At 64.0% G+C, this 12,959-nt stretch carries 11 protein-coding genes and 1 pseudogene; 1 reads left to right on the plus strand and 11 read right to left on the minus strand.

Annotated features, from left to right (window positions below):
• Positions 1-25: 25 nt before the first annotated feature.
• From fabD to ASF04_RS26400, 9 genes are all read right to left on the minus strand, one after another.
• Complete coding sequence (gene fabD / locus ASF04_RS26360) at positions 26-1,087, minus strand: ACP S-malonyltransferase (protein ID WP_056148586.1); 1,062 nt, start codon at positions 1,085-1,087, stop codon at positions 26-28.
• Positions 1,084-1,866: an enoyl-CoA hydratase/isomerase gene (locus ASF04_RS26365; protein ID WP_056148588.1), complete on the minus strand. Its 783-nt coding sequence runs from the start codon at positions 1,864-1,866 to the stop codon at positions 1,084-1,086. Before ASF04_RS26365 ends, fabD begins: the two co-directional genes overlap by 4 nt.
• On the minus strand, positions 1,854-3,104 hold the full coding sequence (locus tag ASF04_RS26370) for a hydroxymethylglutaryl-CoA synthase family protein (RefSeq protein ID WP_056148590.1): 1,251 nt from the start codon (positions 3,102-3,104) through the stop codon (positions 1,854-1,856). Before ASF04_RS26370 ends, ASF04_RS26365 begins: the two co-directional genes overlap by 13 nt.
• Positions 3,105-3,116: 12 nt before the next feature.
• Positions 3,117-4,577, minus strand: a complete 1,461-nt coding sequence (locus ASF04_RS26375; RefSeq protein WP_056148593.1) for a PfaD family polyunsaturated fatty acid/polyketide biosynthesis protein — start codon at positions 4,575-4,577, stop codon at positions 3,117-3,119.
• Between the two features lie 263 nt (positions 4,578-4,840).
• Positions 4,841-5,713, minus strand: coding sequence for an STM4011 family radical SAM protein (locus tag ASF04_RS26380; protein ID WP_082489035.1), 873 nt, complete (start codon positions 5,711-5,713; stop codon positions 4,841-4,843).
• Positions 5,707-7,086 carry an STM4012 family radical SAM protein gene (locus ASF04_RS26385; RefSeq protein ID WP_056148596.1) on the minus strand — a complete coding sequence of 460 codons (1,380 nt, stop codon included), beginning with the start codon at positions 7,084-7,086 and terminating at the stop codon, positions 5,707-5,709. The genes ASF04_RS26380 and ASF04_RS26385 overlap by 7 nt, the downstream gene beginning before the upstream one ends.
• Complete coding sequence (locus ASF04_RS26390) at positions 7,083-7,910, minus strand: STM4013/SEN3800 family hydrolase (RefSeq protein WP_056148601.1); 828 nt, start codon at positions 7,908-7,910, stop codon at positions 7,083-7,085. The genes ASF04_RS26385 and ASF04_RS26390 overlap by 4 nt, the downstream gene beginning before the upstream one ends.
• Positions 7,898-8,998 carry an STM4014 family protein gene (locus tag ASF04_RS26395; RefSeq protein WP_056148604.1) on the minus strand — a complete coding sequence of 367 codons (1,101 nt, stop codon included), beginning with the start codon at positions 8,996-8,998 and terminating at the stop codon, positions 7,898-7,900. Before ASF04_RS26395 ends, ASF04_RS26390 begins: the two co-directional genes overlap by 13 nt.
• Positions 8,999-9,013: 15 nt before the next feature.
• The gene (locus ASF04_RS26400) at positions 9,014-9,940 is read right to left on the minus strand and encodes an STM4015 family protein (protein WP_056148607.1); all 927 of its coding nucleotides are present in this window, start codon (positions 9,938-9,940) and stop codon (positions 9,014-9,016) included.
• A gap of 276 nt (positions 9,941-10,216) precedes the next feature.
• Here ASF04_RS26400 and ASF04_RS26405 point away from each other — a divergent pair, with 276 nt between their 5' ends.
• Positions 10,217-10,669 (plus strand): TadE/TadG family type IV pilus assembly protein, encoded by a 453-nt coding sequence (locus ASF04_RS26405; RefSeq protein WP_056148610.1) that lies wholly within the window; start codon positions 10,217-10,219, stop codon positions 10,667-10,669.
• Between the two features lie 611 nt (positions 10,670-11,280).
• Here ASF04_RS26405 and qatD read toward each other — a convergent pair.
• Together qatD and ASF04_RS26410 are read right to left on the minus strand one after the other, a co-directional pair.
• Positions 11,281-12,009: a Qat anti-phage system TatD family nuclease QatD gene (gene qatD / locus ASF04_RS27230; protein WP_082489037.1), complete on the minus strand. Its 729-nt coding sequence runs from the start codon at positions 12,007-12,009 to the stop codon at positions 11,281-11,283.
• A gap of 157 nt (positions 12,010-12,166) precedes the next feature.
• Positions 12,167-12,850 (minus strand): annotated as a pseudogene (locus ASF04_RS26410) (DDE-type integrase/transposase/recombinase); the annotation flags it as partial.
• Positions 12,851-12,959: the final 109 nt, after the last annotated feature.

The following is a 12,959-nucleotide window of genomic DNA, read 5'->3' on the forward strand; positions in this document are numbered from 1 at the left end:
GTTAGCTCCTTGGGCAAGCGGCATATCAGGCCGGCTGCAGTTCGTCGAGGTCGAAATAACCCTGGTAGCCGTCGAGGTACACGGCGGGGCGGTGCTGGAACAGCACCACGGCTTCGGTGCGGGTGGCCAGTACGGCGCCGGCGACGATGGCCGAACGCACGCGCGTACCCACCGGGTAGCGCAAATTCCAGTCGCGCACGCGTTCGTGGACGGTGGCGGCTGGCGCGGACACCGGCGCCACCTGCCGCTCGCTGCGGATTTTCTTGAGCAGGTTGGTCAGCACTTCGCCATGGCCAAGTTCCACCATCTGCTGGCCCGGGTCCAGCGCCAGCAGGTAGGCGATGGATTCGTGCCAGCGCACGGTGCCCGTGATCTGGCGCGCCAGGTTGGCTGCCACCGCACCGGGCTGGTACGGCTGCGCGGTGACGTTGGCGATCACGGGAATGGCCGGTGCGCGAAAGTCGAAGCTGGCGAGAAAAGCCTCGAACTGCTGGCGCGCCGGCTCCATCAGACGCGAGTGGAAGGCGCCGCTGGTATTGAGCGGGATGCAGTGTCCGTTCGCTGTTTCGAACAACGGCGCGGCACGGGCGATCTGCTCGCGCGCGCCAGAGATCACCGTTTGCGACGGCGCATTGAGGTTGGCGATGTCGATCTGGTCAAGACCATGGTCGCGCAGAATGGCTTCGATGTCGGCTGCGCCCAGGTTCAGCACGGCCGCCATGGCGCCGTCGGCTGCCTCGCTCATAAGCTCTGCGCGCTTGCGCACCAGGCGCAAGCCCGTCTCGAAGCCGAACGACTCGGCGGCCAGCAAGGCGTTGAATTCGCCCAGGCTGTGACCAGCCACGAAATCGGGCTTGCCGTGGCTGGCCAGGTGCTCGTACCACGCCAGCGCGCTCACCACGAAAATCGCGGGCTGGGTGTAGCGCGTTTGATTGAGCTGCTGGCGCGGATCATCGACGCACAGTTCACGGATCGAGTAGCCCAGCACCTGGTCCGCCTGCGCGGTCAGATCGGGAAACCGGTCGAACAGGTGGCGGCCCATGCCTTTCGCTTGCGAGCCCTGACCGGGAAACAGACAGGTTTTCATACAACCTCCCATGGAAATTGGCCGGTGGCGGCGTAGCGCGCCAGCTTGTCGTGCGTGGCCGGATCGGAAAACAGTTCGGCGTTGGCTGCCACCGCCTTGTCGCGGGCAGCTTCGAGTCCACCATCGAGGCTGGTGGCGTAACGCTTGTAGCGCGCGATAGCGTCGCGCGGCAGCAACCGCAAACGCAGCAGGTGCATGCGCAGCAGGTTGGCGCTGTCGGCGGCGCTGGCATCGGCCAGCCCCCACGCCACCGCCTGTGGTGCGGCCACCGCTTGCGTCAGCAGGGTCATGGCATGGGCGCGCGCGCTGCCCACGCGTTCGATCAGAAACGGCAGCAAGCAGGCGGGCATCAGCCCGAACAGCAGTTCCGGCAGGGAGAACGTGGCGTCGTCCGCGCACAGCACGAGGTCGCAGGCAGCGACAAACCCCACGCCGCCCGCACTGACCTTGCCGCGCACATGCGCGATGCTGATGAATGGTCCGCGCTTGAGCAGCAGCCACAAGCCATACAGCGCCTCGGCGTTGCGCGTCGCAGACTGGCGGTCGGGCCGGGACCGCCCTGCTTCGTGCAGGTCGGCGCCCGGACAGAACACGTGCGGCAGTCCTTCGAGCACCACCACCCGCGCCCACGCCGTGCAGTCGCGCAGCACCGCGCCGCAGTCGACCAGCATGGCGTCGTTGATGGCGTTGTCGGCATCGGGGCGGTGCAGCTGCAAGTAGCACAGGTCACCCTCGCGCCGGGTGATCACGGTGGCGCCCGCCGGCGTTAGGCCATCCATGCATATTCCCGGTGATAGTTCTCGATGCGGCGCAGGAACAGCGTGGCGCCCTGCCCGTCCGTTGTCGCCGGCGTATAACGTTCGGCCAGCGTGGCGTTGCGGGTGCCGAAGCGCACCACCCCGCCGCCAGAGAGGATCTCGTCGTATTCGGCCATCGACAGGCGGTAGCGCTGGTCGAGCCGCCGGCCGATGTCCATGGTGCGCAGGCGCGCCTGGCCCGCGCTGGTGGCCACGCCGCTGAAGAACTCCGAGCAGCAGCCGGACCCGTAGGAGAAGCAGCCCACCCGCTGCGGCGTGTCGAAGCGGCCATTGGCGATGGTGCTGGCCAGCGACACCATCATCGCCGCGCCCATGGTGTTGCCCACGCGCTGGCAATAGTCGAGACCCGGCGCCACGCGGCGATTGAAGTCCAGTTCAATCTCTGCCGATGCAGCCGGCGCCAGCTTGCGCATCAGGCTGCGATGAGCGCCCTTGATCATGCCGCCGAACGGCGTGTGGAACGCCAGGTACTGGAACGAGCTGGCGTAGTCCGCCTGCGGCACGCGCTTGCGGTATTCGAGGTACGCGTTCTCGCAGCAGTCGAGGTACGACAGCAGGGACAGATCGGCGTCCCCGGCCTCGCTGTCGGCCGACGGGCGGCAGGTATCCATCACCTCGTAGCCGTAGTAGCCGTTGGCGCCCACGTCGATCCGGAACACCTGCGGGTCTTCTCCCACCAGCATTGCCACCGCACCGGCGCCGCCACTGGGTTCGGCAAACGACCAGTCCTGGTCGTGCGTGTCCTCGTCCATCAGGAAGCGGCTGATGTCGGTGGCCACCACCAGCACCCGGGCGCCGGGCGAGGTTTGGGCGAGGATGAAATTGACCGCCATCTGCAGGCCGGCCACGCCCGAGTAGCAGGCATTCTTCAATTCGAACAGCCGGCAATTGCGGTTCAGTCCCAGCAACTGGTGCACATAGGTGCTGAGCGACTTGCCGAAGTCGAACGACGATTCGGTGCAGGTGATGACCATCTCGATGCGGTCCTTTTCTTGCGGCGCCAGCGCATCGACCAGCGGCCGCGCGGCGTTAACGGCAAAGGTGACCGGGTCTTCGTTGGGCAGCGCCACGGTCTTCTCCAGCATCAGCAGGTTGTCGAAGCGGGCCAGGTCCAGTTGGCGGTGCCGCGCCAGCGCGCGCACATCGACGCAGGCCGTGCCGGCATAAACGTTCATCGCTTCTATTCCGACGTGTGGCATGTTCGCTTTCCTCTAGTTGGCGGTGAGCGCGGCCACGCGCTCGAGCATCAGGGCGCCCGCATCGCGCATCAGCTGGCGGCCGATGCGATCGACATGGCGTGCGCGCCAGTTCTCCAGCGGCGTGCCTTTCACGTAGCGGTTGAAGGCACCGAGCGCGGGGCCCGTGTGGATCTGGTAGTCGACGCGGTTGGCGGTGTCGCCATTGATGGCCGCCCGCATCGAGTGCCCGAAGTACCAGCGAAACACCAGCGCCATCTTGTGCTTCGGGTTGGTCTCGGCCTTGTCGACGTCGTCCTGGCGGCCGCGCGTGGCAAGAAAGGTCCGGGTGTCGCGCCATACGTCGTCCAGCGACTTGCGGAAGTATTTTTCTTCGAGCTGCGTGCGCACGGCGGCCGGGATCTCGGCTAGAGATTCGTACTGGCTGTAGAGCAGGTACAGGCGGTTGGCGCGCGCCGGGAAGAACACGCCCTTGCGCAGCACCTGCACCTTGGCCCCCATCTCGAACATGTCGCCGGCCGGTGCGTACGTCGTATCCTGGATGTCGATCTCCTGCAGCAGGTCCTTGACGGCGTCATTGGTGCCCGCCTCCACCGTGCACTGGTTGATGGAGCCGGTCAGCACGAAATCGGCGCCCAGGATGAAGGCCGCGGCCACCGCCTCCGGCGTACCGATGCCGCCGGCCAGGCCCACCCGCAGCGACCGGGGATCGCCCCCCAGTTCGCGGCGCAGCCGCTGGATGGCCGACAGCAGTACCAGTGCCACGCCCTGGTCGGTATGGCCGCCCGAATCGGCTTCCACGCAGATGTCGCTGGCCATGTTGACGTGGCGTGCCAGGCGTGCCTGCTGCTCGGTCACCAACCCTTCGGCCAGCAGCCGCGCGACGATGCGTTCGGGCGCCGGCTGCATGAACTCGCGCGCCACCTCGGGGCGCGACAGCTTGGCCAGTATCTTGTTGCGGCACACGACCGCACCATCTGGCCCGGCCTCCAGTCCTTGCAGCCGGTAGTGCACCAGCGCGGGCGTGATCTGCATGAACGCCGACGCCTCGATGGCGTGCACGCCCAGTTCCAGGTACAGCGCCACGGTGGCGCGCTCCATGGCGTCGTCGGCCACTTGCGCGATCAGGTTCATGCCCCAAGCCTGGTGCGGCTCGAGCTGTTCGCGGATGGCGATAATATCGGTGCGAATCTGCTCCAGGCTCATGCCGCCCGTGCCCAGAAAGCCGAGCAGTCCCGCGCGCCCCATCGCCACCACCATCTGCCGCGAGGCGATGCCGCGATACATGGCGCCAGACAGGTAGGCGTAGCGCAAGCCGTAATCGCGGCGGAACTGCGCGCTGCCGAGGCGCATGGCGACGGTATCGGCTTCGTCGGCGCGATTGGCTGGGTCGAGGCAGTGCAACTGCGCGCCTGCCGACGGTTCGGCGAAGTCGGCGGGGTTGGCGCGCGGCTGGTCGAGCGTAAGGTCTTCCATGGACATGCTCCTGCACACGCGCGGACATCGGCGTGGAGATGGTGAGGATCGGGTGGGAACGGCGTGGGTGCGCCGGGACAGGCGCGGAATCTACAAGGGGAGTGATGCAGTGCGGCGGGAAATGACGCCGTGATTGCCACGGCTCCGCCCTTTCGCAAGGATGCGATAAGGACAATCGTATGCGAACGACATCAAGGCGTCAAGAACTGACTGGGGCTGTGTCGAAAAAACAAAAGACCGCCGCAAGGCGGCGATCGGTGGTCTCAAGGGAGTATGCGCGCCAATACCCCCGCGCCAAATACCCGCTGAAACGGCAAGTTCTTGCGCTGGGCATAGCCGATATAGCAATCGCACTTGAAGCGTGGGCAAGTGCGCTCCTGCAGCAAATCCGCCAGCTCGTCCTGGTACAAATTCCCAAGAATCTCAGGCACGAAATGGCAGCGCGTCAGCGTGCCGTCGCCGTCCACCGACAGTGCAGCCTCGCCCGCCAGGCAGCCCTTGCCGCGTGATGGCGCCGGGCGGCGGCTTTGTACGAACCACGGGTCGATGGCGTCGAGCCAGGCCAGGTCGTCGGCCGCGTAGTAGCCGGGCCCGCGCCGGTCGTACGCGTTCAACCAAAGATAGATGTGCGACGGCAGCGCCGCGCGCAGGGTGCGGATGGCGTCGTAGTGTTCACGCAGCGCCACCACGCCGACCGAGTAGCGCACACCGATGGCGTCGAGCCGCGCGCACCGCTCGACAAAGCGCGCCAGCGTGGTCTGGTCCGGGTGGTAGGTGCACCACAGGCCGATCTTGGCGCGCGAGGCTTCGTCCATGTCGGCCAGCCAGCCCAGCGGGCCCGACAGGTTGGTTTGCAGCGCCACCTGGCGCACATTGGGCAGCGTGGCCAGGGTATGCATCGCGGTGCGGTAATGGCGGCGCACCAGCGCTTCGCCCCACGGTGTAAACAGCACGCTGATGGCGCGGTCCTGGGCGGCCACCCATTCGGTGAAGCGCCCTACCTCGCGCTCATCGCGCGCCAGCACGGCGCGGCTGTCCTGCTTTTTGGCGAAAGGACAGTAGTCGCAGGCGTAGTTGCAGCTCGAGAGCGTGCCCCGGTACAGCAGCGCCAGTGCCCCATCGGCCGCTGTCAGCACGCCTGTCCGCTTTCTGCCATCAGTGCACGTACGGTGCTCGACGCCAGCCACGGACCGATGGTATCGGCGTAGGCGTAGCCCTGGTCGTTCAAGCGCAGCAGCGGTCCGTCACGCTCCACCAGTTCCAATGCGAACAGCTCGGCCAGTTGCGGCAGGTCGGCTTCGCAGACGGTGCCGAAGCGCGCGGTGTAGGCGTCGCCATCGAGGCCCGGTTCGGTCAGCAGCGACTGGATCACGTAGCGCCGCTGCTGGTCTTCCACCCCGAGCAGGTAGCCATGTTCGGCCTGGGCGAAGCACGCCTGGTCCAATGCCAGGTAGTTGTCGATGATGCCGATGGTCTCCGTGCGGGCCACTGCGTATTCGCTCGAATAGTGCAGCTGCGACGTGTACGAACGCGCACCCGCGCCCAGGCCCACCATGCCGTCGTTCTGGCAGCAGTAGGACGGGCCGGCATCGCCCGGTGCATGCGGCGCGCGGAACATGCGCATCGACACCTGCACATAGCCGCGCGCGCGCAGGTGGTCGCGTGCGGCCGCGTACAGCGCCAGCCGGCTGTCGCCGTCGCGCGCCAGCATGATGGGGTTGAGGGTTTGTGCGCCCTGCCGGCGCGCCACCTTGCCCAGGACCGTCTGCTCGCGCACGTACAGCGGATACAGGTAAATCTCTTCCGGCGCGAACGCCAGTGCGCTGTCGAGCGACGCCAGCAGGCTGGCCACCGTCTGCCCTGCGATGCCGTAGATCAGGTCCAGGTTCAGGGTCGGAAAGCCCGCCGCGCGGATCAAGCCGATGGCGTGATGCACGGTGGCGTTCTGCTGCGGACGCGCCAGTGCGCGTATCTCGCCGGCGGCAAAGCTCTGGATGCCCAGGCTCACGCGGTCGATGCCATGCGCGCGACATACGGCCAACCGTTCGGCGGTGATGGTTTCGGGCGAAGCTTCGATGCCGGCCGGCGTGGCGTGCAGGTCGATGCCGAGAATGTCACGCGCGCCACACAGCAAGGTATCGAGCTGCGCTGGCGATAAATACGTCGGCGTGCCGCCACCGAGCGCGAAGCGGGCAAAGCTGCGCGCACCGAGCACCCCATCCATCGCGCGCATTTGCACCAGCACCTGCTGCACGTAGCGTTCGACCATGTCGGCACCGGGCCGCGCCATGGCGAACAGGTTGCAAAAGCCGCAGCGCATTTCGCAGAAGGGAATGTGGATGTAGGCGAACAGCGCGGAGCGGTCCTGCTGCGCCCACAGCGGCGCGAGCGGCGTGGCCTGCGGCAGCGAGCGATATGCGGCCTTGTGCGGATACGAGTACGAGTATGCCTGGTACGGCGTATGCTTCATGCGCTGCGCCAGGGTTCCCGGCTGTTCGGAAATGTTCATGAGGCGGTTCCTGTTGCTTGTGCGTCGATAAGTGCGGGGATGAAGAAGTGCGCATACGGCACGTTCCAGACGCTGTCGTGCGCCACGCGGTGGCCGCGATAGCCGCCTTCGCCGTAGGCGCTGCCATGGTCGGAGCAAACGATGGCAAAGGTGGGCGCGCGCGCGGCGCAGGCGTCGAACAATGGGGCCAGCGCCTGGTCGACGTAGCGCAAGGCTGCCGCGTGGCTTTCCAGATTGTCGGCGCGGCAGCCGGGCAGATACGCGCGATTGGGCGTGTGCAGCGCGGCCACGTTGATGAACAAAAAGGTGCGGCAGCTGTTCTGCGCCAGCAGATCGCGCGCCAGCGCCACCTGCTTTTCGGTGGAGTGGCGGCTGGCCACGCCCATGCCGGCGCTCCAGTGGCTTTCCTGGAACAGCGCCGGCAGCACGCAACCCAGCGCCGTCTGCTTGTTGAAAAAGCCGACGCCGCCGATGCAAATGGTGCGGTAGCCGCGCGCCGCCAGCGCCTCGGGGATGCTCGCCTGCTCGAACGCGAAAGTGCGCGGCGACGTGGTCTCGCTGCCGGCAAAGGCGCTGGCGAACAGGCGCGGGTGGCGGCCCGGCGCCGCCGGCGTCGGCAGAAAACCGGCAAAAAATGCCTGGTGCGCGGCATAGGTAAACGTGGCGGGCGAGTGGCGCCGCTCCCAGCCGGTGGCTGGCAAAAAACGGCCCAGCACCGGGAGCTCGCCGGCCTCGAACAGCGCTTGCGCCACGTCGTAGCGCAAGGTGTCGAGCGTGATGAAGACGACGTCGTGGCTGCCCACGACCAGGTTCATGTCCGGCATGAGGACAGCTCCTGCAGTTGCGCCGCATAGGTATCGCGCTCCTGCCACAACAGTCCGGGCAGCAGGTCGCCGAAAGCGTTCGCCTCCAGCACGTGAGCCCGCCCCCGACGCACCACCAGGTCGTAGCCGGCCACGCCGCTGCCAGAAAACGCCCGCGCTGCCTGCTGCACGGTGGCTTCCAGCGCCGCCATGTCTGCTGCGTGGAGCAGCGTGGCGGCGTCGCCGCGCCGGTTGTCGAGGTGCAGATTGGTCATCATCTGCGTGCCCAGGCGCGCCACCCGGTGCGCGGGCCGGCCGCCGATGGCGACCACGCGCAGGTCGTAATGGCTGTCGCCGCAGCGCGGCTTGTCGAGCCACGCCTCCGCATACAGTTCCTGCGCGGCCAGGGCATCGACCAGTACGGCGATATCGGCGGCGTGCTCGATGCGCGCGATGCGCTTGTCGTTAAACAGCCGGATGCCGCCGTTCGCATGCACGATGCGGGCCGACGTGGTGGCCTGCTGTCGCCCTGCCCGGTTGCGCCGGTACGCCACCACGCCGGAAGCGGAGGAGCCGTAGCGCGGTTTGAGGTACAGGCGATCGAGGTCGTGTTCAGCGAGCAGCGCTTGCAGGTGGTCGTAACCGGTCACGCGCCCCAGCAAAGCCGGCGTGGGCACGCCGTGTTCATGCAAGTGGTGCTGGCACGCCAGCTTGTCGGTCATCAGCGAGATCTCGTCGGGGGCGTTGACCACGCTGGCGCCAGGCAGGTCTGCCAACTGCTTCGACAACCGCGCCATGGCGTTGGCAAAACCGGCAAACCAGGCGTCCATCGCCAGCAGTTCGCCGTGCTCGGGCGCGCACGGCGCCGGCCGGTCGAGCAGGCGGCAGCCGTCACGCAGCAGGTGCAGGTGCGCGGCGGGATCGTCGCCGGGCGGTTCGATCTTGAACAGGCAGCGCTGATCGAGCGCCTGTTCCAGCAACGACGGCAAGTTCAGCCAGTCGCGCCATTCCAGCACGCGCGCTGGCGATATACCCAGCTGCGCGCGCGCGGCCTGCAACAGCCGCACACGCTTGCTGCCGGCTGTTGCCAGCACCAGCATCGCGGTCATGGGACGTACCAACGATTATTCGCCGACGGCCACGTAGCGATGGCCCTCGCCGTCATACTGGTCCTCTTCCTGGGGATCGGCCAGCACGACATCGAACGGCAAGGCCCGGAGCTTGTCCTGGTTCGCTGGCGAGATATAGTGGTGGGACAGATCCAGGCGTTTGAGGTTGCCGAGTTGCGTACCATTGAGCAGCGCCTCGGCGCCCGCGTCGCCGATGGTACCCAGCGACAGGTCCAGCGTGGTGACGGTGGCAAGCAAAGGCTCGTTGGCCAGCCACGCGGCCAGGTCGTCGGCGATCTCCGAATCGCGCAGGCCCAGGTAGAGCAAGGTTGGCGTGGCCAGTTGCGCCAGCACTTGCTGGTACAGCGCCACGTCGCCGGAGAAGCCGTAATCGTCGGCGCCCAGCCACAGTTCCAGGTGCTCCAGGTTGGGCATGCTGGACGCAGCCAGCGCTTGCGCGATCTTCTGGTCCAGGCCACCGGATTCGATGGTGAACTTGCGCAGGTTCTGGTGCGCGAACGGCTCGATGGTCAGCTCGTTGCCGCCGCGGATACGCAGTTCTTCCAGCTGCGGGAAGGCGTCGAGCAGCGGCTTGTAATTGCCCTGCACGATCCACGAAATTTCGCACTCCTCGTAGGTCATGTCGCCGATGAACAGTGCGCGCAGCGCAGGCAGTTGCGGCGCGTGGCTGGCCAGCGCGGCGATCACCGCATCGGCGCCCGCTTCGTAAGGCTCGCCCCACATGCCGATCACCAGTGCCTCCAGCGTGGCCTTGTCGGCCCGCGCCAGGAAGCTATCGATCAGTTCCGGCATCTTGCGCGCGTCGTCATAGTCCAGCGCCAGGCGATAGACCACGTCGGGCGACGGATCGAAAGCGCTGTCGGGATCGTACTGCACGACTGTTTTATTGCGGAAGGTGGTGGTGCTGTCGGAAATCGTCATCGCTTGGGCTCCGTGGCGGACTGTTGGGGCCTGGCGGTGGAGGTGGTACTGCGGCCTGCCAGGACTACCAGGCCTGGAAATCTTGTTTATTCCTAAATCTTAACATGGGTGGCGCGCTCGTCACGACATCAGCGCCAACCAAACGGTGGCTTTGGGACGGTCATTAGCTGATCTGGCGCTGAATCGAGGCATAGCCCCCTCAAGATATAGATCAAAGCCTGTCGCCGTCGATCTGTCATCTTGGAGCATGGTGCCGAACAATTTCCAGGGGCGAGCGTGGCGAAACATCGACAGTGCAAACGACGTGCGCAGGGACTGGCGGCGGTCGAGTTCTTCCTGGTATTGCCCCTGCTCTTGCTGCTGCTGGCGTTCCCGCTCTACTTCGGTCGATATTGCTACCATTACAGCGTCGCCCATGCCGCAGCGACAAGCGCAGCCAATTACATGTCGAAAGTCCCTCTCGCCGAGGCAACAAATACAGTTAAGGCGCCAGCCGCGTTCGGAGTAGCCAGGGAAATATTTCAGGAAATGACAAGCGACTTGCGCACCGGCGGGGCACCGCCACTGGTGATGATTGACTGTGTTCAGCACCAGTGCGGAGGCAACGCGAAACCTAATTTTGTGCGCGTGTCCGTCGAGATGACTGTTGAAGATATTTTCTTCCGCGATATCACTCAGCTTAGCCTGCCGATATTTGTCACCGTCACTATCCCCTACAGGGGGCGGTGAACCATGGCGCGATAAAATAGCTCAGTGGCAAATTTTCTGCTCTAGATACATCCAATCAGGGCGGCCTGCATAAACCAGCGGTTTTAAAGGGCCTTTGGTTGGCCATGGCGCAAAGAAAAAACGCCATAAAACCTTGATTTCCAAGGGTTTATGGCGTTTTACGCGGTACCGCTGAAATGAGGGCTGGTGCTCCGGGCCGGAATCGAACGTCGTTAAAAATCAACAGCTTGCACACCGGTTGCGTAAAATCTAGGGAGCCTGTATCCGAGGCCATGCACGTTAAGTGTCACTTGCTCGAATAGGAATTCGACGGTGGAATCCCTAAAATCCGTCGCAGCCCGCATGGACGCGCACTTTCACAAAACTCTGCTGCGTTCCTACCCTCACCCATACCCAAAAAAAGGTCGAGGACGCTGACGCTTAGTGTGGCTGCGCTTCGACATGGACAGTGTAGCAGCGTCGCTCCCACAATCTGCACGTTACCGCGCAGAATTCTCGGCGTCGTCGCGGCTGCCGTGAGCTCAAGCGTTCCAGAGCACTAACACTGAGGGGCACTGAATACGCGAGCGTATTTCTGCTTAGCGGAATGCTACGGGGGATAGGCCCCAACCTTACTTGCCATCGACCGTTTTGCGAGTAAGCCTCGAGCGTAACGTCTTTCCATTCTTGAGCAACTCTGCGTTGACGGCTTCTACTGGCAAACACCAAATTAAGGATAACTGCTCCGCTACATTTGAGGCTTCCCACGGCATTATCGGATTGCCAGAGGATTTCGCAAAGGGACCATCGCTTTCCGATACAACTCTGCTCATTGGCATCATCGCGGCGAGCTTTCGTCCGTTCGCGGACGTGAGCATTGCTGGTCCAACACTGAACCAACAGCCCATGTTACTGGCCCGGCGGAGCAAAGGTGCAGAATCCGTGAACCAATGCAGCACAGCAGTGCCAAACGCGGGGAATTGTTCTAGGGTGTCTAAAACCTCTTTTGCCGCAGCACGCGAGTGAATGCTAAGAACTCTCCCACCCAAGGACTGGGAACGCTTAATAACGGCAGAGAAAATTTTTGTTTGTAGGTCGAAATGCTGTCGATATCTTGCCGAGCCATAGAGCCCGACCTCGCCAATTGCAACCGTGTCAGCCATCTGATGAAGTAGCAACTCGAGCTCTGGCGCTTTTTGGACTGCAACCTCAGGGTGTAGTCCTGGCAACACGACAATCGATTCGGTTTGTCGCAACACTTTTGAGGTCGCTGCGAACCCGCGCGGACTCGTGGTCACGAGCCAGACAAAGTCCATCTTTCTTTGAGCTTCTGCGTACACGTTTCGCGCGTCCGGATACATTAGACCACTACATACCGCCTTTTACAACCGCGATGGATATGTGGCCGAAATCAATAAACGCCAGCGTGGTGTGGTAACGAACTGAGGATTTCCGTGAGCGAAGCAGGTCAGCTTGCAGTATGATCTTGCCCCCGTATAACCGGACACAGCCTGTCGCTTAATTAACGCCGCTTTCCTGAGCCCGGCGTGCCAGCTCCCTCCTGTACATGCGAGGTGATTTCAAGTTCAAAGACGAGTGGGGATGCACCTCGTTGAAATGCGTAAAAGCTTCTGGCAGTTGGGCCAGCACTGCCTCGGCAGTGCTGCGGTCCATCAGGCTGACGTAGTCCCGTTTAAACGTGTTCACAAAGCTCTCAGCCATGCCGTTCGATTGCGGGCTGCACACGGGCGTATGCACAGGCTCGATGCCCAGCGCGCGTGCCAGCGCATGCGTTTCATGGGCTCGATAGGCGCCGCCGTTGTCGCTCAAAAATTCCAGCTTGGCCGATCCCACGCTGGCCTGCCCAAATCTGGCTTCCACCGCTTCCACCAACATGTCGCGCACCGGCTCGCCAGGCAGGCCACGTTCGGCCCAGGCCCGCCACGCGATGATTTCACGATCACAACAGTCTTTCATGAAGACGCCGGTCACCACTTCGCCGTTGTCGCAAGCGATCTCAAAGCCGTCGGAGCACCAGCGTTGGTTCGATTCAGCCACCGACACTACACCGTCATGCACGCGGCTACTGAGAGGGCGTTTGGGCGCTTTTGGCAGCAGCAGACGGTTCTCTTTCATGACCCGATAGAAGCGCTTATGGTTGATCGTTTGCAGCCCCATCAACGCGCGTGTACGGTTTGTCAACGGCGATTGAAAACTGATACAGAGGGGATGCGGACAAAATCTTGGACTATTTGGGAGTAGTCCATGTATTCATACGAAGAGCGCCTTCGGGCAGTAAAGCTTTATCTGA

It is taken from the genome of Duganella sp. Leaf61, from assembly GCF_001421905.1.
Lineage (GTDB): Bacteria > Pseudomonadota > Gammaproteobacteria > Burkholderiales > Burkholderiaceae_D > Rugamonas > Rugamonas zoogloeoides.

Bases quoted from the DNA above. Each gene is read 5' to 3' on its own strand.
- ASF04_RS26370 (WP_056148590.1), bottom strand. From the start codon at position 3,104: ATGCCACACGTCGGAATAGAAGCGATGAACGTTTATGCCGGCACGGCC.
- ASF04_RS26385 (WP_056148596.1), bottom strand. From the start codon at position 7,086: ATGAACATTTCCGAACAGCCGGGAACCCTGGCGCAGCGCATGAAGCAT.
- qatD (WP_082489037.1), bottom strand. From the start codon at position 12,009: ATGTATCCGGACGCGCGAAACGTGTACGCAGAAGCTCAAAGAAAGATG.
- ASF04_RS26365 (WP_056148588.1), bottom strand. From the start codon at position 1,866: ATGGATGGCCTAACGCCGGCGGGCGCCACCGTGATCACCCGGCGCGAG.
- fabD (WP_056148586.1), bottom strand. From the start codon at position 1,087: ATGAAAACCTGTCTGTTTCCCGGTCAGGGCTCGCAAGCGAAAGGCATG.
- ASF04_RS26375 (WP_056148593.1), bottom strand. From the start codon at position 4,577: ATGGAAGACCTTACGCTCGACCAGCCGCGCGCCAACCCCGCCGACTTC.
- ASF04_RS26390 (WP_056148601.1), bottom strand. From the start codon at position 7,910: ATGCCGGACATGAACCTGGTCGTGGGCAGCCACGACGTCGTCTTCATC.
- ASF04_RS26395 (WP_056148604.1), bottom strand. From the start codon at position 8,998: ATGACCGCGATGCTGGTGCTGGCAACAGCCGGCAGCAAGCGTGTGCGG.
- ASF04_RS26400 (WP_056148607.1), bottom strand. From the start codon at position 9,940: ATGACGATTTCCGACAGCACCACCACCTTCCGCAATAAAACAGTCGTG.